The sequence below is a fragment of the Pseudonocardia sp. 73-21 genome (assembly GCF_001899645.1).
In the GTDB taxonomy this organism is placed as follows: domain Bacteria; phylum Actinomycetota; class Actinomycetes; order Mycobacteriales; family Pseudonocardiaceae; genus Pseudonocardia.
Genome location: NZ_MKVV01000078.1, coordinates 58,676 through 77,194, shown reverse-complemented (window position 1 = coordinate 77,194; position 18,519 = coordinate 58,676). Strand labels below are relative to the sequence as shown.

The window sequence follows — 18,519 nt, the reverse complement described above, 5'->3', positions numbered from 1 at the left end:
TCTGGGGTGGCGCGCCGAGTTACGCGACAGGCTCGATCAATCCTCCCCGTCATCGGCGCAGGCGTGGGTCTCGATCTCCGACAGGGCGTAGCCCCAGGACTGCATCTGCGTCAGGTAGCGCCGAGTCTGCTCCGAGCGCTGGCGCCAGGTGTGGGTGTCGGTCTTGGCCTCCCACGCGCACAACAACGCCGCCGCTGTCAGCAACGTCGCGCGCTTCGCCGACGCCGTGGCCACCTGCTCGACGAGCTCGTCGAGTTGCTGGCGCCCCACCGAGTACATGTCACCCGCGGTCGGGGTGTGGCCGACCAGCTCCCGTAGGAGCGGCCACCCGGCCTCCAGCGCCTGCCGGACGGTGTGGTCGGTGCGTAGCAAGCAGGTGGCGACGAACTGCTCCGCCCCGGCCGGCGCGGCTTTGCGCGCGACGAAGGTGCGCAGCCAGTCCCGGCGGACGATGGTCGCCGAGCGCCACTCCCTGTTCCGCTCGATCGTCACCTTCCGCTCGGCCTTCTCCTGCTCACTCATCGGCTTCCTGCCCTCACCCGCGGGGCCTCCTGCCGCGGCGTCGACGTGCCCGTGCGCGACACCGTCACGGCAGACGTAGACCGGCGCCGGTAACTGTGAGCCGTCGTTCCAGGCGTACCCGACGTAGGCGGCGTGCCCAGGACAGACGGCGTGGTCGGCGTAGTCGATGTCGTGGTTGTCAAGGCGGACCATGGGCCACACCACCTCGTCACGTTCGATGACCACGACACCTGCGTCCGTGAGCTGGGCCCGGACCACGGCCTGGGCGTCGGCCTCGGCGCGGTTGTCGCGCAGTCGTTGCAGGGTGTGGTCGAACCGGCCGGACTTCGCCGAGGCCACGATCGCCTTTACCGCGTCGGGGTCGGTCTCGAACTCCGCGATGGCGCTGACCTGGTCGAGAGTCAGGAACTCCCACCGCTCCCCCGCCTTCGCCGCCAGCTCCGAGGCGGCAATCCGTAGCCCGGTCGCGACGTACGTCTTCTTCGCGCCGGTGCGCTTCGCGATCGCCGCCGCAGACAGGCCGAACGCGGCGAGCTGCTCCCAGCCCTTGACCCGTTCGGTGGTGCTGAGGTCGGCGCGCTGGTCGTTCTCGATGATCTGATCGGTCACCCGGTCCACATCATTCGGCGCGGTGACGACGAACACCGGGACGGTGTCGCGGCCGGCCTGCAGCGCGGCCAGGCAGCGGCGCTGCCCGAACTGGATCACTAGCCCGTCCTCGCCCGGGTAGCACACGATCGGCTCCAACACTCCGCGCTCGCGGATGCTGGAGACGAACCCGGTGTCGAGCTTGGTATCGGTCCGCACGTTCGGGCCCAGGCTCAGGACCCCAGGGTGGACGGTCAACTGCGCGCTCACACCGTCCTCCGAGCCTGGTGCTCGATCGGGTCCGCGGGACTGTAGCCGCGCCCGGTCATCACGGGGCACAGCGCGGTGCCGTCGGAGACGTGCGAGTAGCCGGGCGTCGGGCCGGGCAGGATCCATCCGGTCGGCGGGGTGTCGCACGCGGGTTCGCCGCACTCCGGGCAGTAGATGGTCACGAGGTCGTTCATCGGTTTCTCCCTTGGCCGGTCAGGCGGGGCGATCGGCTCGCCGCATCGCCCTGGGAGCGCCCGCACTACGTCGTAGGGGCCCCGCACCAAATCGGAGTCGGAAGAAGTTTTCGGGCGTAGCGAACCCGAAGGGCCGAAAAGTTCTTGCAGCGCAGATTTTGTGTGGGGGGACGACGTAGTGAAGCTCGGCCAAGGGAAAGAAGCGCCGAACCCGGGTTCCGCAGCTGATGTCGGTGCTGGACACGGAATCTGGGGGTTGACCTGCGAGAACGCCGAAGGCCGCCCGGACGGGCGTGTGTCCAGGCGGTGAGGTTCGTGCTGGTCAGAGCGTTGTGGCGGGCCCGAGTTCGATGATCTTCTTGGGTGCGTTGATGTCGAGCTTGGCGAGGATGTCGCGCTGGGCGGTGGTCAGCTCGGTGCGTTGGCGGAACGTGCCGGCGGGGCCGGTGAAGGTGCCGACGTGCAGGTCTTGGAGGTCCTCGCGGACGCGGTTCCAGGTAGCACCGGTGGTGGTCTCGACGATGCGGACCAGGAGCAGCGCGAGCCAGCAGAGGATGACGTGGGCACGGATGCGTTCTTCGAGGCGGTGATAGACCGGGCGCAGTTCCAGGGTGGTCTTCATGTCGCGCCAGCCGCGTTCGACCTGCAACAGCTGCTTGTAGCCCAGCGCGATGTCCTCCGCGGACAGGTGCGGGTCCGAGCAGCGCAGCAGGTACTTCCCGTCCAGGTTCACCTCGCCGGCGATCTTCTTGCGGTCGACGCGGAGCAGGCCCTTCGGGGTGACGCGCAGGAACCGGTTGAGCCCGGGCATGGTCGAGATGCGCCCGCGCAGCTCGGCCCGCTTGGTCACCGTGAGCCGGTCGGTGTCGGCGATGAGCGCGGTGAGCTTGCCGACCATGACCTCGCGCAGCGCGGCGTCCCGTTCGGCCTGCTCAGGGTTGAAGCAGATCACGAACCGCTCATCAGCGGCGATCTTGACCTCTTTGACCTGCAGGTTGTCCCGGACATGGCTGTAGCGGCCCTGGCGGGACAGCGCCGCGGTGGCCTCCGCGGAACCGGAGCGGAGCTTCTCTCCGATGATGTAGTGCCCGCCGCCGCGGCGCAGCTCCCTGCGGTTCTGCGTCGAGGAGAACCCGCGGTCCGCGACCCACATCACCCTCGCCAGGGTCCAGTCCCGCATGTCCTCGCGGGCCTGGCGGATCAGCGCCGAGTCGGTGGTGTTGCCCGGCCAGCACCACACCCGCACCGGGATCCCGGCGCGGGTGACGGCCATGCCGATCACGACCTGGGGCAGGTCGTCACGGGAGTCCTTCGACTTGCCGTAAGTCCGGAACCCCACCCCGCCGCCGGTGTCCTCGCCGCCGCCGTCGCCGTCGCCGTCGCCGTCGCCGTCGCCGTCGCCGTCGCCGTCGCCGTTGCCGTCGCCGTCGCCGGGGTCCTGGTCGGGGACCGGGCGCCCGCGGACGTCACGGGCGAGCGGGTCGTCGGGCTCGTCGGTCTGGAAGTAGGTGGAGGTGGTGTCGAAGAACAGCAGGTCGACCTCGTGATCGAGCAGGGTCGCGACCTGCCAGAACACCTCCCGTTCCAGATCGGGGGCGATGTCGAGGAGCCAGTCCATCGCCCGGTAGCAGGCGTCGTCGGAGGTCTCGGCCAGGCCGTCGATGTGCGCGCGGCGGTTCACCCAGCCCGCGGCGGCCAGCTTCGAACCCGGCGCCAGCGCCCGGTTCGCCACCAGCGCGAACAGCACCCGCTCGGTGCGCGGGTCGCGCTTGCGCCCGGTGAGCAGCCGGGTCATGACGGTGTCGATCCCGAGGCGGCGCCACAACGCGTCGAGGACCAGGGTGCCGCCGACCGGGCGCGAGGAGGTGAACGCCAGCCCCGCCGCCCCGGGCGCCTGCGAGCCGGTCAGAGCGGTGGCCGGGTCGAGCAGCCTCGTCAGCGACGCGACCAGGCGCTTGATCGCGTCGCGGTCGAGTTGGTCCTCCCGGCCGAAGCTGTGCAGCACCTTGGGCCGCGAGGTCTTCGTGGTCGGGTCCCACTCGTTGTGGGTCAGCTGCAGGTACCGCACCGCGGTGCCGTCCTTGTTTCGCCGTGTCGACACTCGTACGTGCACGTGTCCAGACGTTACATGAGTTCCAGCAGCTCAACAGTTCGAACACCGATCGAACGTGTGTCCAGTATTTTCGCCGCTTCCGGACCTGCTCCCGCTCGCTGACCTGGGAGAATACCGCGGCGTGTGTCCAGATCCGCCCATCAGCTGCGGAACGCGGGCCGAAGGCGTCCATCAAGACGCCTGGCCTCGCGGCCTTGAGCGATGACCGCAGATCGCACCACAACTGTGCGATACAGGAACGGTCTGACGTGCTGGCCACGCCAGACCGACTACAACCTCAGCAGATAGCTGTGACTGTTCGGGCCAGATCGGTGGGTCCGTGTCACTGCCGTTCCGCAATCTGGAATCTGCTCGCAGCCGCTGCAGAGCGCGACGCCGTGGTCCGGTCCCCCAGAGGGCCGAATGCTCCCGAGCAAGCCGTGAGGCGATCCCGGCGTGGACGCAGACACGATCGCCGAGCGCCGTCCGTGCACCCGGTGCAGTGAACCGTGTCTGCTCTCAGTCGTCGGCCGCTGCGCGACCAGCCGAGGTCCGCATGCACTCTTCCGAAGCCGCGGCCCGTGGTGACGTTCGGCTCAACCACATTCAGGACCTGCTCGTACCGTGTTGCCGTAGCCTCACGTTCTGCCGTGCTCCCCCGCGGTGCCGCAACGAACGCGCACGAGTGGGGATCGTCATGCCGTCCAATGTCGAGATCACGGTGGAGCACCTGGCTGACGACCTCGTCGTCGACTCCGGCGACGTTCGCGTCGTTCTGCGCCAGCACGACGTTCACGCCGATGAGCTCCTCGCCCACAACGTGCTCGACGTACGCAGCGTGCTTGACCCCGGCGGGGAGCGGGCCAGCCACTACATGGTGATCAGCGACGGGCAGTTCTTCGTCAGCCTCGAAGAGGAGCAGATTGCTCTTCTGCGCTCCGCTGCCCAGCACGTTGGCCAGCTGACCGGCATTCCGTCCGAGCTGAGCAACACCATCGCCCGCACCCTCTACGCCGTGGTCATCGAGCTCAACAACAAGCGCGCACTCCCGATCGAGGTGCGACGTGCCGCGGTCAGCATGGCTGAGGAGGTCCTCACAGCGACGGAGTCCGTACCACCGTCGCCCTAGGGCAGTTCGATCACGACCTCGTCCGGGTCGCGGTCGGGCCGCAGCCCACGCCACGCGGCGTGGCGCAGCCGCTGGTCGCCGGTGAGGGTGCGGTAGACGACCTCGCCTACCAGCTGCGGAGCCACCCACGTCACGCCGCGCGTGAGCTCCCGCGGCACCTCGTCGTCGAACGGGCTCCGCGACGTGTGCAGCGGACCGAGCCGCACCAGAAGATCCCGCAGCGCAGCCTCGGTGAACCCGGTACCCACGTTGCCCAGATACCGCAACCGACCGGCCACGTCGCGGGCCCCCAGCAGCAAAGCACCCAGCGTGCCCGCACGGCGGCCCGCCCCCACCGTCCAGCCGCCGATCACGACCTCCTGCGTGGAGATCAGCGCGGTCTTCGTCCACGACGGCGACCGCCGCCCCGGCTCGTAGCGCGACGCCCGGCGCTTCGCCACCACCCCCTCCAGCCGGTGCTCCCGCGCCACCTCCAGCAACTGCACGGCCGGGAGATCGGTGAACGACGGCGGCACCGACACCCCCGCCAGGCCGTCCAGACCGAGTCCACGCAGCACCTCGCGGCGCACGTCGTAGGTCTCCCGCAGCAGCGAGCGGCCGTCGAGCTCCAGAACGTCGAAGACGGAGAACGACACCGCCACCGCGCGCAGCTCCGGACCCGGGGCGCGCACGTGCATCCGCTGCTGCAGCAGCCCGAAGTCCGGACGCCCCGCGGCGTCGAGGGCGACGAGCTCGCCGTCGAGCACCACCGACCGACCCTCGCCCAGCCCGGCGGCGACGATCTCGGGATAGCCGCCGGACACGTCGTTGCCGTTACGGCTGGTGATCCGCACCCGGTCCCCCGCCGCGGCCACGATCGCCCGCACCCCGTCCCACTTGAACTCCACCGCCCACCCCTCCCCCACCGGCGGCGAGCCGCCGACGGCAAGCATCGGCCGCACCGAGCCAGGCATCAGGGTTTCCATCTGGCCATTCTCCTCGCACGAACGCGTCAACAGGAGGTCACTGCGCGGCCGCTGGGGTGGGGAATCCCAATCAGGATGTCAACCCTTGTGGTGTCGAACGTTGATCGTGTGATGTCTACGAGATCAGCCAGTAGGGGCATGCGGCAGTCGTCGGCCAGCTCCGCTTCCTGCACGCTCGCCACCATCTGGATCATGAATGTGGTCGGCGGCCAATTCGCGGGCCAGCGCCGTGACGTGAGCGGCGATGTCGTCGCGGACCAGCCGTATGCGTTCGATGCCGCCGATACCGCGTTCGGAGGGTTCGTCGGTGTCCCAGTTGCGCAGCTCGACGCCGTCGGGGACGTCGACCTTGGCGTCGCGGCCGAGCGTGATGACCAGGTCGACTGTGTCGAGCAGCTGCGGGTCGACTGGTTTCGGGGTCTCGCGACTGATGTCGATGCCGACCTCGCCGAGCGCCTCGACCGACAGCTCGTTCAGTGCGGCACCGGGGTCGGTTCCGGCGGAGTGGACCTCGACCTCGGGGGCGGCGTGGTGCATGAGGCCGGCGGCCATCTGGGACTTGCCGCCGTTGCGGACGCAGACGAACAGCACCGACGGTGTCATCGGCTGACCGCGCCGGTGAGCTCGGCCAGCAGCCCTCGGACGCGGGTGTCGATGTCGTCGCGGATCGGCCGGATCTGCTCGGCGGTCTTCCCGGCGGGGTCGGTGAGCTGCCAGTCGAGGTAGCGCTTGCCGGGGAAGATCGGGCAGGCGTCACCGCAGCCCATGGTGATCACGACGTCGGCGGCCTCGACCGCGTCGGTGGTGAGCTTCTTCGGGAACTCGTGGGCCAGGTCGATGCCGATCTCGGCCATGACCTCGCGGACGGCGGGGTTGACCTGGTCGGCGGGTTCGGACCCGGCGGAGGTGACCCGGACCGTTCCGGCGGCGTGGTGGTGCAGGAGTGCGGCGGCCATCTGGGATCGGCCGGCGTTGTGGACGCAGACGAACAGGACCTCGGGGGTCGTGGTCATCGGGGAGGTTCTCCTGGTTCAGGTGGAGGTGGGTGTGGCGGGGACGAGTTCGTCGATCAGTGCGCGGACCCGGCGTTCGATGGTGTCGCGGATGGGGCGGACGTCGTCGACGGTGAGTCCGTCGGGGTCGTCGAGGACCCATTCTTCGTAGCGTTTGCCGGGGAAGACCGGGCAGGCGTCGTCGCAGCCCATGGTGATCACGACGTCGGCGGCGCGGACGACCTCGTCGGTCCAGGGCTTCGGGTATTCGGCGGTGATGTCGATGCCCCGTTCGGCCATCGCCGCGACGGCCGAGGCGTTGATCTTTTCGCCGGGCTCGGACCCGCCGGACCACGCGACGGCGCGGTCGCCGGCCAGGTGTTGGAAGAACCCGAGTGCCATCTGGGAGCGGCCGGCGTTGTGGGTGCACAGGAACAGCACGACCGGGGTCCCGATCAGGCCCTTGCCCTCGACCTTGGCCAGCGCCCGGAGGCGTTGGCGGGCGAACTTCTCGGCGAGCAGGGGCAGGTAGTTGAGGACGACCGCGCGGCCGGCGAACTCGTCGTAGGAGGAGTGCAGGAATCGTTCGATGGTCTCGGCGCCGAAGGTGCCGTCGAACTCGCGGGCCAGGTGCCCGGCTGCGGTCTTCAGTGCGAGGTTTTGGTCGATGGACAGGGTGTCGCGGTGCCACGTGCTGGTCATGGCGGGCCTTCTTCCTCGAAGGACGATCGGGGCGTGACGGGTGGGTGAGCGGGGTCAGCGGGTGGTGCGGGCGGTCCATCGGCGTCGCAGGGCCAGGGACACGTAGACCAGGGCGACCAGGACGGGCACCTCGATCAGCGGACCGACCACCCCGGCTAGTGCTTGCCCGGAGGTGACGCCGAAGGTGGCGATCGCGACGGCGATGGCGAGTTCGAAATTGTTGCCCGCCGCGGTGAACGCCAATGTCGTGGTGCGCTCGTACGAGAGACCGATGGCCTTGCCGAACGCGTAGGAACCGGCCCACATGATCGCGAAGTAGACCAGCAGCGGCACCGCGATCCGCGCGACGTCGAGCGGGTTCGAGGTGATCGCGTCGCCCTGCAGCGCGAACAGCACGACGATCGTGAACAGCAGCCCGTAGAGGGCGAACGGGCCGATGACCGGGAGGAACTTCTCCTCGTACCACTCGCGACCCTTCGCCTTCTCCCCGTAGCGGCGGGTCAAGAAACCCGCGACGAGCGGAACGCCCAGGAAGATCAGCACCGAGACGGCGATCTGCCACGGCGAGACATTGAGGTCGGACTGGGGCAGCCCGAGCCAGCCGGGCAGGACGTCGAGGTAGAACCAGCCCAGGGCCGCGAACGCGATCACCTGGAACACCGAGTTCACGGCCACCAGCACCGCGGCGGCCTCGCGGTCCCCGCAGGCCAGGTCGTTCCAGATGATGACCATGGCGATGCAGCGGGCCAGGCCGACGATGATCAGCCCGGTGCGGTACTCGGGCAGGTCCGGCAGCAGCAGCCAGGCCAGGGCGAACATCAGCGCCGGGCCCAGCACCCAGTTCAGGACCAGCGACGAGACGAGCAGTCGCTTGTCGCCGCTGACGGTGTCGAGGCGGTCGTAGCGGACCTTGGCCAGCACCGGGTACATCATCACCAGCAGGCCGAGCGCGATCGGGAGCGAGACCCCGTCGACGGCCACCGCGCCGAGCGCCGCACCGAGGCCGGGGATCAGCCGGCCCCCGACCAGTCCGACGACCATCGCGGCGATGATCCACACCGGCAGGAAGCGATCTAGGGTGGACAGCTTCGCCACGACTCCGGCCTCGCCCTGCGACGGAGCGCCCGGGGTCAGGTTCTCCGTGCTCACACCGACACCGCCGAGGCGTCGTCGAGCACGAGCACCGCGGACAGCCGACGCAGGGCGTCGGGCTGGATCCGGTAGTACACCCACGTGCCCCGGCGCTCGCCAGTGATCAGGCCGGCCTCGCGCAGCACCTTGAGGTGGTGGGAGATCGTCGGGCCGCTGAGATCGAACGCGTCGGTCAGGTCGCAGACGCACGCCTCCCCGCCCTCGTGCGACGCGATCAGCGACGCCAACCGCAGGCGCACCGGGTCACCCAGCGCCTTGAACACCTTCGCCAGCTCAACGGCCTGGGCGGGCGACAACGGCTCCCGCGCCAACGGCGAGCAGCAATCCACCTGCTCGGCCAACCCGGCCAGCACCTGCTCCTGATTCGACATGCCTCTACCTTGACAGACGTCGATCCAAGGCGCAAGGTCATGTTGACCGATGTCGAAGCAAGAGGGAGTGATGGTCATGTCTCGTGTTCAGCTGGCCCTGCGGGTGTCGGATCTGGAAGCGTCGATCGCGTTCTACTCGTCGCTGTTCGGGGTGGAGCCGGCGAAGCGCCGGCCTGGCTACGCGAACTTCGCGGTTGTGGAGCCGCCGTTGAAGTTGGTGCTGATCGAGGGCGAGGCCGACCAGCCGACGGTGCTGGACCACCTGGGTGTGGAGGTTGGGAGCACCGCCGAGGTCAACGAGGCCACGGCCCGCCTGTCGTCGCTGGGCCTGTTCACGCAGGAGGAGAACGACACCACCTGCTGCTACGCGGTGCAGGACAAGGTGTGGGTGCACGGGCCTGGAGCGGAGCCGTGGGAGGTCTACACGGTGAAGGCCGACGCGCCGGACGCGACCAGCATCCGCCCGGCCGGCCTCACTGAGACGGACTCCTGTGAGTGCGGGACTCCGACCAGCGCTTCGGGGGCTCCCATCGCGTCCTGCTGCTGATCAGGGCGATCAAGGCCGCCTCCGCTCGTGATCGGCTGGTCATCTGACATACAGCCACGACCGGCCCAACTCGCCGTTTGAGCGACCAGTACTCGTCGCGGCGGAGGCGCTGCGCCTCGGGTCTACGGAGCCGCCCGGCGACGCTGATCGGTCGCCGGCCGGCCGCCGACGGCGCGGATGAGGTCGTCGACGACGGCACCGAACGAGATTGCATCCGGCCCCGACGGGCCCGTTCCCGCGTACACCCGCGCCCGCTGCGCACCGACACAGAGCACCAGCCCCTGCACCGACGCAGGGGCTCCGGCGGCCTTTACCACTGCCGCCCCCGCCCGTTCCCAGCCCTCGGCGGCGTCGCGGGCGAGCCCGTCCGCCACACGCCGACCGGCGCTGTCCTGAACCTCCCAGACGATCATGACCATCGCTCCTTCGGACGTCGACGTCTACCCGGCCATCGTCGTCGGGAGGCGCCGTCTGCAACGTGGTCAACCTGCCGATGGGGACAACTCGCCGGTGACCACGGATCCACAACGCCTCCGTCCGCCGTCGACCACGTGGTCGACCACCCCGCTCCCGACCGTCCGGACATCACGTCCACGACGCGAGGAGCGGAATGTCCACCGGAACCAGCACCATCCGAACACCCGACGACCGCCGACGACCGATCGTCGCGGGGGTCGCCGGCGGGGTGGCCACGAGCACGGTCGCGGTCGCACTAGGAGCCACCGACGGCGGCGTCTTCACCGGCCGTCCGGTCGACGTCCTGACCTGCCGCGCCACCGGCGACTCCCTGATCAGGGCAGCGCGTGCCGCCCGGCTGATCACCGCGGGCGGACGGCCGAGGCCTGTGGTCGCCGTGACCGCCGCGGACTCCTCCGGGCCGTCTCGACCGGTGTCCGCGCGGCTGCGCCTGCTCGAACCCCACACCGCGGGCGTGGTCGTCCTGCCCTACGTCCGGCGCTGGAGCAGAATCTCTGCCCCTCTCGGGGAGGTCGCCACCCTGACCGGTCGCCTGCAGGAAGAGGTCTCTCGACCGCTTCGACGCTACGCCGTAGCCGTGCGCGCACTCGATGACGCGATCGCGCAGCGCGCCAGACCTGCCATGGCGGCGCCGACCCGCGCAGCGCGGCCCGCAGCTCATCGAAGGCCATGCCCTACGACGGGAAGGGACATGATCCGATGATCTCAGTCATCGCCACGCTGCTCGCCGCCGGCCCTCCCGACCCGAGTCCGACTGCCCCTCCCGGCCTCGACGCACTTGCGACCCAGATCATCGGCTGGCTCAAATGGGGCGTCATCGTCGCCGGGATGATCGGAATGATGATCTGCTCGTCCATGATCATCATGGGGCGGCGCCAGCGGTCCGCGACAGCCTACGAGGGCATGATCGGCTCGGCTTGGATCCTAGGTGGGCTCGCGCTGGCCTCGGCGGCGGGGATGCTGGTCGGAGCGTTCTCGCTGTGAGGCGCCGAACCGCGTGGCGACGCAGCCTCCTCATCGCCGCCATCCTGACCGTCCTGCTGGCGCTGATCTTCCTGGTCGGGTACCTCGTCAGTGCAGACTCGGCGCCAGCCCCGGCCCCGCCGCCGACGGTCGAGCTCGTACCGGTGCCCGGCGGCGTGGCCGGGAGCTCTCCGCAGCACGGTCCCCGGTTCACCGAAGACGGCCGCGCATGGGGATTCAGCCATGACGAGCTCGGAGCGGCGATCGCGGCGACCAACCTGGCGCCGAGGGTCGCAGGTACCGATGCCACCGTCGCCGCCGACACCCTCGTCGAGCAGTGCTGGGGCGATATCGGCGACAACCTGCGTCGCCTCCGAACAGCGTTACCCGCGCCCGATCACCCCGACGACGGATCCACGACGCCACGCGCGTTGCTCTATCGCATCATCTCCGGTGACCCGGCCGGCGACCACGTCGTCGTATCAATGCTCGCCGACACCCAGCAGGCCCGAGATCGCGGAGGGCTGGCCCGCATCGACACCACGCTCCGCTGGTCCGACGGCGACTGGCGGCTGCGAGTCCCGCTCGGGACACCGTCGCTGCAGACCGACATGAGTCGCTACATCCTGCTGGCGAGGACACCATGAAGACAGCGGCGTGCGGCACGTTCGATCTCGCCTGCCAGGGCGGGGAGGCGATCGGGTCCGCCTTCGACGAGATCGTGGACTCCGCGGCTCAGGGCGCGGCTGACTTCGTGGTGAACGCGTCGGCATGGTGGATCCGCACCGACAGCGTCGACCCCACCGACTCCGCCGTGCTCGTCGCCCAGGGGGCCACGCACGGCCTGACCGCGCTGATCCTCGTGGCATCGGTGCTGGTGCAGGCCATCCGGCTGGTCCTGTCGCGCAAGGCCGAACCGCTCGTCATGGTGGCGACCGGGCTCGTCCGGTTCGCGCTGGTGTCCGCCGTCGGGCTGACGGTGCTGCAGTCAGCACTCAAGGCCGGCGACGCGATCGCCTCGGGTCTGCTCGACGGCGCCGCCGACAACTTCGCCCTCCTGATGAAGGATCTCCTGCTCCATCATCCCGACAACGCCTTCGTCGTCCTGCTGCTCTCGATCCTCACCGCGGTGCTCGCCCTCGTGCAGTGGGTCCTCATGGCCGTTCGCCAGGCCGGCCTGCTCGTCCTCGCAGCGGTGCTGCCGCTCGCGGCGTCGGGATCGCTGAACCGCTCCACACGGGGGTGGCTGGACAAACTGATGGCCTGGCTGATCGCCATCGTGGCCTACAAGCCGATGGCCGCGCTCATCTACTACATCGGCTTCACCTACCTCTCCTCGCCGAGCTCGAACGACCCCGGCGGGATCTCGACCATGGTCACCGGGCTCATGGTGCTCACCCTCGCCGTGGTCGCGATGCCGGTGATGCTGAAGTTCTTCTCCTGGAGCGGCACCCAGATCGGTGGCGGTGGTGGTGGATCCGGCGTGATCAACGCAGCCGGCGCTGCGGCGATGAGCCAGAGCTACGGACGTTCCGGTGCGGTCGGCCGGGCCGGGCACACCCAGTCCTCCGGACCCGGATCGGTGGCGACACATGCGGCGCCGCAGGGTGCGGGCACCGCGACAGCGGCGAAGGCCGGACCGGTGGGGGCGGCCGTCGTCGCCGGCGGGGCGATCGTGGGTGGTGCAGCGCAACGCATGACGCGTCCGCCCGGGAATGAGAACGCATCATGAGCGCGGCCGAGCCCCAGGACGAGGTCCGGCTCTACGGCAACTGGCGGGCGGAGCGCGGATGGGGCATCGGTGCGCTGTCGACGTCGGCAACGGTCACGGTGTTCGTCTCGCTCCTGGTCCCGCTACTGGCCGTGTCGATCGCGCCGGTTGCGGCACTTCCGCTCGCCGCCGTCGCTGCGATCGCGATCGCAGCAGTGGTCGTCCGCATCGGCGGGTCCACGGCGTCCGACGTGCTCACTCGCCGTGTGCGCTTCCACCGGGCCAAGCAGGCCGGGTGGACCGAGCTGTCGGGCGGAGTGCTCACCGAACACCCGCGGGCCACCGATCTCCCCGGTGTCCTGGCCCCGCTGGCTCCGCTCGACGTCGACGACGGTCGCGGCGCGCGGCAGGCGTTGATGTGGAACAGGCGCACCGGCACCCTGTCGGCGGTCCTGCGCTGCTCCCCCATCGGACTCGATCTCGCCGACCTCGACCAGACCGACCAGTGGGTCGCGTCCTGGGGTGGTCTGCTCGCGGACCTGGGATTCCAGCCGCTGATCCGGCACATCTCGGTCACCGTCGATTCCGCGCCGTCGGGCGGGACGACCGTGCGCGACGTGATCGCCCGGCGTCTCGACCCCGGCGCGCCGCCCCTGTCCCGCACCGTCCTCGACGAGCTCACCGCACTCACTCCGGCCACCGCGGCCGAGGTCGACACGCGGGTCACCGTCACGTTCGATCCGAACCGCGCCACCCCGAGACCCACTGACCTACTCGCGGCCGTCACCGAGGTCGGACGCTGGCTGACGGGCATCGAGACCGGGCTCGCCGGCTGCGGGGTCGCCGTCCTGGGACGCGCCACGGCGGGCTGGTTGGCGGGCCGGATCCGGATCGCCTTCGATCCAGCCGCCCGTCCCTACGTCGCTCACGCCGAACTCCAGGACTGGGCGGAGGCCGGCCCCGTCGCGGCCATCGAGTCGTGGGACAGCTACCGCCACGAAGGCGGGCTCTCCGTCAGCTGGGCGCTGCGCGACGCACCCCGGCAACCGGTCGCGGCCGGCGTGCTGGCCCCGCTCCTGTCCCCCGGCCCGTTCCCACGCCGGATCACCTGGCTCTACCACCCCTACGCCGCCGACGAGGCCGCGGCGAAGGTCGAAGCCGAGGTCACGTCCGGGCAGATCCGTTCCGCGTGGGCCGCCCGCACCCGTCGTGACGAGACCCAGCGGGAACGCGACGACCGCACCCGCGCCCAGCAGTCCGCGCGCGAGGAGGCCGCCGGCGCCGGGGTCGGCCGGTTCACCCTCTACGTCACCACCACCGTCACCCACGACCTCGACCTGCCCGCCGCCGTCGCCGACGTCGAACAACGCGCTGGGCAGTCGAAGCTGCGGCTGCGGCAGATGCGTGGCGCACAGGCCGCCACGTTCGCCGCGGCCCTCGGTCTCGGTACCGACCCCAGCGACCTCACCCGCCATCACACCGGACGCTGACCGGAGGACATCATGACGCTCGTCGTTCCCGACGGACCCGTTCCCCGTTCCTGGGGTTGGCCACTGCGTGACGGTGGTCGCGCCGCCCACGTCGAGGCCGGAACGCGGTTCGCCGGCACCACAAGTCAGGTCTGCGGGCTGTTCCCCTTCGCCGTCGCCTCCGGCGCGGACGTCGACGGCGTGCCGATCGGCCGGCACATGCACACGGCTGAACCGGTCGGTCTGGATCCGGCGGAGTGGCTGCGTACCGGGCTCGTCTCCAACACCGCCGTGTGGGTCCAGGGCCAGCCCGGGATCGGGAAGTCGTCGATCACCAAGCGCATGATCACCGGGCTCGTCGGGTTCGGGATGAAGGCCGTCATCCCCGGCGACGTCAAGGGCGAGTACAGCGCGCTGATCACCGCCCTCGGGGGCACCGTATGGCGGATCGGGCGCGGTCTCCATGCGCTCAACCCGCTCGACGCCGGCCCGCTGCGCGCCGCGCTCGCGCAGGCGACCGGCGAGGACCGCCACCGCGTGCAGGAGACCGTCCGGGCCCGTCGACTCTCCCTGCTGGAAGCCCTCATCACCATCGTGCGGCGCGGTGAAATCACTGTGACTGAGCGACGACTGCTCGGCGTGGCGCTCGACACTGCCGATGCCGCGGCCCGTACCGAACCCGTCATCCCCGACGTCCTCGCGGCGATCGCCACCGGGGCAGATCCGTTGCAGCGCATCGCCGCCGGCGTCGACGAGGCCGACTACCGGCGCACCACCCGCGACCTCGTCAACTCCCTCGGCCTGCTCTGTGAGGGCGCGATCCGCGGGATCTTCGACCGCCCCTCCACGGTCACCAGCAACGACGAGACTCCCGCGCTGTCGCTGGACATCTCTGCCCTCGACGACGACGAGGACGACGTGGTCGCCGCAGCCATGCTCTGTTCCTGGGCGTGGTCAGCAGGCCTCGTCGACGCCGCCGCGACCGGCACACCGCGGCGCAACGTCGTGCAGGTGCAGGACGAGCTGTGGCGGGCGCTGCGGGTGGCTCCCGGGCTGGTGGAGAAGTCCGATCGCATCACCCGGCTGGGCCGCCACCGCGGTGTCGTGTCCTTCCAGATCACCCACTCCCTCGACGATCTCGAGGCCCTGCCGACCGAGGCGGACCGGGCCAAGGCCCGCGGCCTGGCGTCCCGCAGCGGGGTGTTGCTGCTCGGCGGGATGGCGGAGCGGGAGCTCGACGGGCTGCGTCGCATCGTCCCGTTGACCGTCGGCGAAGCCGCTCTGGTCACCTCCTGGGCGGCCCCTCCGACCTGGCACGCCGGCCGCGCGCATCCGGGGCGGGGGAAGTACCTGATCAAGTCGGGGCAGCGCATGGGGCTGCCGGTCGCGCTCACCCTCACCCCGACCGAGGCCGAGCTCTACGACACCGACGGGGCCTTCCGGACGGAGATCGGACGATGACGGGCCCAAGCAGCGGAATCCTCCGGGACGCGGCCGCACCGCTCGCCCTGATCACCGTCATCCTGGCCGGCGCCGTCGTCGTCGCCGATGTGCAGGTCGCGCTCACCGTTGCCGGCCTCGCGTCCTCGACCGAGCAGCCGATCGTCGGGGCCGTCGACCTGATCCACCTCGGTCTCCCCGCGCTGCTGGCTGCCAGCCCGAACCCGCCACTGGCCACCGCCGTGCTGATCGCGTCGATCGTCGCGGAACTTGCGGCGGTCGCGGGAGGGGTGGCCCTATGGGTCCGGCGACCGCCACCGGGCGACACCCGCCGTTCCCTGCTCCGGCGCCGGGAGCTGGGCGACCTGGCCGGCTCGGCTGCCGACCTGAAAGCACGGGGGCTACGGCCGTCGCTCACCGCCACCGACCTGCCACCGAGCGAGCGCGGGATCCGGCTCCTCACCGTCGACGGGCGGGACACCTGGATGTCCTGGGAGGACGTCGCGCTCATCCTCATGGGTCCTCGGTCGAACAAGACCAGCGCGCTGGCCGTCCCCGCTGTCCTCTCCGCACCCGGTCTGGTCGTCGCGACGTCGAACAAAGCCGATCTGTGGGCCCTGACCTCCGGCCTGCGCGCCCGACACGGACCGGTCTGGACCTTCGACCCGCAGCAGATCGCCTTCGCCACACAGACCTGGTGGTGGGACCCGCTGCGCTCGATCCGGGAAGCACCCGAGTCCGGCCGCTACGAAGCCGCGGCGCGGCTCGCCGACCATTTCATGGGCACCATCGGCGGCAACCGCCGAGACCCGTTCTTCCACGCCGCCGGTGAGCAGGTTCTCATCGGCACGCTTCTCGCGGCGGCGCTGTCCGACGGCACGCTCCGCGAGGTGATGCGGTGGCTGCAGAACAACAGCCGCGCCGCCATCACCGCCCTCGACGACGCCGGCGCCCGGGCCGAGGCCGCCGACCTCGAGTCGAGCCTCGCCGGCGCCGACGTCACCACCAAGGGCATCTTCCAGACCGCCCGCACAGCGACAAAGGCCCTGACGTCCGAACGCATCCTGCGCTGGGTCACCCCACCCGACACCTGGCGCGCCACTCCCCCCTCGCTGGACAAGCTCCACGAGATCGACCCGTGGGAGATCCTCGCCGCGGGAGCCGACGGTCACGCGACGCTGCACCTGCTGTCGAAGGAGGGTGCCGGGACCGCCGCACCCGTCGTCGCCGCACTGGTCGACCGCGTCCTGGAGGTCGCCGAACAACTGGCCCAGGCCCGCGGCGGACGCCTCGACCCACCCGTCGTCGCCGTCCTCGACGAGGCCGCCAACATCTGCCCGATCCGGCAGCTCCCCCAGCTCTACAGCCACTACGGATCCCGCGGCATCCAGGTCCTGACCATGCTGCAGAGCTACCAGCAGGGTGTCGGCGTCTGGGGCGCCCAGGGCATGGACGCGCTGTGGTCCGCGGCCACCGTCAAGCTGGTCGGCGCCGGTGTGGACGACCACTCCTTCCTGCAACGGCTCTCCGGCCTGATCGGCGACCACGAGGTTCCGAAGGTCTCCGTCAGCCACACCCGCTCCGGCGGCCCGTCGAGGCAGTACTCGACGGCCCGCCAGCCGATCATGCCCGCGTCCACCCTGCGTGCTCTACCGAAGACCAAGGCGGTCCTGCTCACGACAGGCCGCCGGGCCGCCGTCGGCGAGCTGCGGCCCTGGTATCGCGAACACGCGGCCACCGACATCCGCAGCTACTTTGCCGCCGCTCTGGCCGAGCTCACCGACGCCGCGCAGAAAGCGTTGGGCCCCAACAGGATGCGGAAGGCAACGCCATGACGAACGACGTCCGTAGGCTCCTGCACGAGCTCCTAGCCCGCGTCAACGCCCTCGAAGCGTGGCGAGCCCACCAGAGCGACCTGCTCGACGCCGTGATCAACAACAGTTCCAGCCCCTCGGCCGAGAAGGTCTCCGACGACGACCCGCTCGACATCGTGCTCGACGCCGACCAGCTGGTCGGCTGGGTCCACCAGCACGTCGCCGCCGTCATAGCCCGGCCGTTGAGGGGCGAGTACCGCTGGTGCCCGATCTGGTGGGAACACCCCGAGGCAGCGTTCCGGTTCGCCGCCCTGCAACGCGCGTGGGCCGAGCTCGCCCCCGAGCCGGGCAGCGCCATGTCGGTCTGGATACGTGACCATCTCGACCCCTGCCTGCGAGAGCTGCTCAGCCCGACGGGGCCGTTCGTGGACTGCATCCACGACGAGCGCTACCGCACCCTCAACGAGCATCGGCCCCATCCCACGCTGCCCGTCGTCGACCCGAAGGTTGAGCCATGACCGCGGTCCGCGCCGGGGTCGTCGCTCTCGCGGCGGTCGCCGTCCTACCGCTGCTGCTCATCGGACTGCTCGCCGGCGGTACCGCCACCGCGTCGCCGGCCACGGGCCCGGTAAGCATTGACGGGCTACCGGCGCCCGTCCCGTTCACCGGACCCGGCGGCGACTGCACCGAACCCGACCCGACGACCAACGGGTGCCTGACACCCACCACCCTCCACGTACTCGACGAGATCTACCGGACGTTCGGCATACCAGGACCGAACGCGCCCATCCGCGCGGCAAGCTGCTGGGACCGCCACGCATGGAACCCAAGCAGCGACCACCCGCGCGGCCGCGCCTGCGACCTGTTCCCCGGCAAGGCCGGCGTATTCGCCGCCGGTACGGAACTCCGGAACGGCTGGACCATGGCCACGTGGCTCCGTGCCAACGTCGGCCCGCTCCGCATCAAGTACCTCATCTGGCAGGGGCGGTTCTGGGAACCCGGACGACCCGACCGCGGCGGCTGGGGAGTCCCCTACACCGGCGGTGGCGTCTACGACCCGACCGACGCGACCGGCGGCCACTACGACCACATCCACGTCAGCATCGAAAAGTAGGTCGAGA

The 18,519-nt window shown here is 70.3% G+C and carries 20 protein-coding genes; 10 read left to right on the top strand and 10 right to left on the bottom strand.

Annotated features, from left to right (window positions below; genetic code table 11):
- Positions 1–36: 36 nt before the first annotated feature.
- From BGP03_RS24550 to BGP03_RS24540, 3 genes are all read right to left on the bottom strand, one after another.
- A complete protein-coding gene (locus tag BGP03_RS24550; RefSeq protein WP_298799442.1) occupies positions 37–1,380 on the bottom strand; it encodes a ParB N-terminal domain-containing protein in 1,344 nt (447 codons plus the stop codon).
- The gene (locus BGP03_RS24545; RefSeq protein ID WP_296377714.1) at positions 1,377–1,574 is read right to left on the bottom strand and encodes a hypothetical protein; all 198 of its coding nucleotides are present in this window, start codon (positions 1,572–1,574) and stop codon (positions 1,377–1,379) included. Before BGP03_RS24545 ends, BGP03_RS24550 begins: the two co-directional genes overlap by 4 nt.
- Positions 1,575–1,896: 322 nt before the next feature.
- Positions 1,897–3,675, bottom strand: coding sequence for an IS1634 family transposase (locus BGP03_RS24540; RefSeq protein WP_298799441.1), 1,779 nt, complete (start codon positions 3,673–3,675; stop codon positions 1,897–1,899).
- A gap of 676 nt (positions 3,676–4,351) precedes the next feature.
- Here BGP03_RS24540 and BGP03_RS24535 point away from each other — a divergent pair.
- Positions 4,352–4,795 carry a hypothetical protein gene (locus BGP03_RS24535; protein WP_296377713.1) on the top strand — a complete coding sequence of 148 codons (444 nt, stop codon included), beginning with the start codon at positions 4,352–4,354 and terminating at the stop codon, positions 4,793–4,795.
- Here the strand turns inward: BGP03_RS24535 and ligD are convergent.
- The 6 genes from ligD to BGP03_RS24505 form a co-directional block, all read right to left on the bottom strand.
- Positions 4,792–5,760, bottom strand: coding sequence for a non-homologous end-joining DNA ligase (gene ligD, locus BGP03_RS24530; protein ID WP_296377712.1), 969 nt, complete (start codon positions 5,758–5,760; stop codon positions 4,792–4,794). The genes BGP03_RS24535 and ligD overlap by 4 nt on opposite strands.
- 123 nt (positions 5,761–5,883) lie before the next feature.
- Complete coding sequence (locus tag BGP03_RS24525) at positions 5,884–6,363, bottom strand: low molecular weight phosphatase family protein (RefSeq protein WP_296377711.1); 480 nt, start codon at positions 6,361–6,363, stop codon at positions 5,884–5,886.
- Entirely contained in the window at positions 6,360–6,773 is a 414-nt protein-coding gene (locus tag BGP03_RS24520) for an arsenate reductase ArsC (protein ID WP_296377710.1), read from the bottom strand. Before BGP03_RS24520 ends, BGP03_RS24525 begins: the two co-directional genes overlap by 4 nt.
- Positions 6,774–6,791: 18 nt before the next feature.
- The gene (locus BGP03_RS24515) at positions 6,792–7,454 is read right to left on the bottom strand and encodes an arsenate reductase ArsC (protein WP_296377709.1); all 663 of its coding nucleotides are present in this window, start codon (positions 7,452–7,454) and stop codon (positions 6,792–6,794) included.
- Positions 7,455–7,508: 54 nt separating this feature from the next.
- Entirely contained in the window at positions 7,509–8,603 is a 1,095-nt protein-coding gene (arsB, locus tag BGP03_RS24510) for an ACR3 family arsenite efflux transporter (RefSeq protein ID WP_298799440.1), read from the bottom strand.
- Positions 8,600–8,977: a metalloregulator ArsR/SmtB family transcription factor gene (locus BGP03_RS24505; protein ID WP_296377707.1), complete on the bottom strand. Its 378-nt coding sequence runs from the start codon at positions 8,975–8,977 to the stop codon at positions 8,600–8,602. Before BGP03_RS24505 ends, arsB begins: the two co-directional genes overlap by 4 nt.
- A 76-nt stretch (positions 8,978–9,053) precedes the next feature.
- Between BGP03_RS24505 and BGP03_RS24500 the strand changes: the two genes are divergently transcribed.
- Positions 9,054–9,524, top strand: a complete 471-nt coding sequence (locus BGP03_RS24500; protein WP_296377706.1) for an ArsI/CadI family heavy metal resistance metalloenzyme — start codon at positions 9,054–9,056, stop codon at positions 9,522–9,524.
- Between the two features lie 122 nt (positions 9,525–9,646).
- On the opposite strand, the gene BGP03_RS24495 is transcribed toward BGP03_RS24500, so the two are convergent.
- Positions 9,647–9,937, bottom strand: coding sequence for a hypothetical protein (locus BGP03_RS24495; protein WP_296377705.1), 291 nt, complete (start codon positions 9,935–9,937; stop codon positions 9,647–9,649).
- A gap of 733 nt (positions 9,938–10,670) precedes the next feature.
- Here BGP03_RS24495 and BGP03_RS24490 point away from each other — a divergent pair.
- The 8 genes from BGP03_RS24490 to BGP03_RS24455 all read left to right on the top strand — a co-directional run bounded on the left by BGP03_RS24490 (position 10,671) and on the right by BGP03_RS24455 (position 18,512).
- Positions 10,671–10,985 carry a hypothetical protein gene (locus tag BGP03_RS24490; RefSeq protein ID WP_296377704.1) on the top strand — a complete coding sequence of 105 codons (315 nt, stop codon included), beginning with the start codon at positions 10,671–10,673 and terminating at the stop codon, positions 10,983–10,985.
- A gap of 143 nt (positions 10,986–11,128) precedes the next feature.
- The gene (locus tag BGP03_RS24485) at positions 11,129–11,611 is read left to right on the top strand and encodes a hypothetical protein (protein WP_299737638.1); all 483 of its coding nucleotides are present in this window, start codon (positions 11,129–11,131) and stop codon (positions 11,609–11,611) included.
- On the top strand, positions 11,608–12,696 hold the full coding sequence (locus BGP03_RS24480) for a hypothetical protein (RefSeq protein ID WP_296377702.1): 1,089 nt from the start codon (positions 11,608–11,610) through the stop codon (positions 12,694–12,696). The genes BGP03_RS24485 and BGP03_RS24480 overlap by 4 nt, the downstream gene beginning before the upstream one ends.
- The gene (locus BGP03_RS24475) at positions 12,693–14,165 is read left to right on the top strand and encodes an SCO6880 family protein (protein WP_296377701.1); all 1,473 of its coding nucleotides are present in this window, start codon (positions 12,693–12,695) and stop codon (positions 14,163–14,165) included. Before BGP03_RS24480 ends, BGP03_RS24475 begins: the two co-directional genes overlap by 4 nt.
- Before the next feature lie 12 nt (positions 14,166–14,177).
- The gene (locus tag BGP03_RS24470) at positions 14,178–15,605 is read left to right on the top strand and encodes a hypothetical protein (protein ID WP_296377700.1); all 1,428 of its coding nucleotides are present in this window, start codon (positions 14,178–14,180) and stop codon (positions 15,603–15,605) included.
- Positions 15,602–17,419 carry a type IV secretory system conjugative DNA transfer family protein gene (locus tag BGP03_RS24465; protein WP_296377699.1) on the top strand — a complete coding sequence of 606 codons (1,818 nt, stop codon included), beginning with the start codon at positions 15,602–15,604 and terminating at the stop codon, positions 17,417–17,419. Before BGP03_RS24470 ends, BGP03_RS24465 begins: the two co-directional genes overlap by 4 nt.
- Positions 17,416–17,916: a DUF4913 domain-containing protein gene (locus BGP03_RS24460; protein ID WP_298799439.1), complete on the top strand. Its 501-nt coding sequence runs from the start codon at positions 17,416–17,418 to the stop codon at positions 17,914–17,916. Before BGP03_RS24465 ends, BGP03_RS24460 begins: the two co-directional genes overlap by 4 nt.
- A complete protein-coding gene (locus BGP03_RS24455) occupies positions 17,913–18,512 on the top strand; it encodes a hypothetical protein (protein ID WP_298799438.1) in 600 nt (199 codons plus the stop codon). The genes BGP03_RS24460 and BGP03_RS24455 overlap by 4 nt, the downstream gene beginning before the upstream one ends.
- Positions 18,513–18,519: the final 7 nt, after the last annotated feature.

Coding starts and splice junctions, on each gene's coding strand:
- BGP03_RS24500 (WP_296377706.1), top strand. CDS start 9,054: ATGTCTCGTGTTCAGCTGGCCCTGCGGGTGTCGGATCTGGAAGCGTCG.
- BGP03_RS24465 (WP_296377699.1), top strand. CDS start 15,602: ATGACGGGCCCAAGCAGCGGAATCCTCCGGGACGCGGCCGCACCGCTC.
- ligD (WP_296377712.1), bottom strand. CDS start 5,760: ATGGAAACCCTGATGCCTGGCTCGGTGCGGCCGATGCTTGCCGTCGGC.
- BGP03_RS24525 (WP_296377711.1), bottom strand. CDS start 6,363: ATGACACCGTCGGTGCTGTTCGTCTGCGTCCGCAACGGCGGCAAGTCC.
- BGP03_RS24455 (WP_298799438.1), top strand. CDS start 17,913: ATGACCGCGGTCCGCGCCGGGGTCGTCGCTCTCGCGGCGGTCGCCGTC.
- BGP03_RS24490 (WP_296377704.1), top strand. CDS start 10,671: ATGCCCTACGACGGGAAGGGACATGATCCGATGATCTCAGTCATCGCC.
- BGP03_RS24480 (WP_296377702.1), top strand. CDS start 11,608: ATGAAGACAGCGGCGTGCGGCACGTTCGATCTCGCCTGCCAGGGCGGG.
- BGP03_RS24545 (WP_296377714.1), bottom strand. CDS start 1,574: ATGAACGACCTCGTGACCATCTACTGCCCGGAGTGCGGCGAACCCGCG.
- BGP03_RS24495 (WP_296377705.1), bottom strand. CDS start 9,937: ATGATCGTCTGGGAGGTTCAGGACAGCGCCGGTCGGCGTGTGGCGGAC.
- BGP03_RS24515 (WP_296377709.1), bottom strand. CDS start 7,454: ATGACCAGCACGTGGCACCGCGACACCCTGTCCATCGACCAAAACCTC.
- BGP03_RS24475 (WP_296377701.1), top strand. CDS start 12,693: ATGAGCGCGGCCGAGCCCCAGGACGAGGTCCGGCTCTACGGCAACTGG.
- BGP03_RS24470 (WP_296377700.1), top strand. CDS start 14,178: ATGACGCTCGTCGTTCCCGACGGACCCGTTCCCCGTTCCTGGGGTTGG.
- BGP03_RS24505 (WP_296377707.1), bottom strand. CDS start 8,977: ATGTCGAATCAGGAGCAGGTGCTGGCCGGGTTGGCCGAGCAGGTGGAT.
- BGP03_RS24460 (WP_298799439.1), top strand. CDS start 17,416: ATGACGAACGACGTCCGTAGGCTCCTGCACGAGCTCCTAGCCCGCGTC.
- BGP03_RS24520 (WP_296377710.1), bottom strand. CDS start 6,773: ATGACCACGACCCCCGAGGTCCTGTTCGTCTGCGTCCACAACGCCGGC.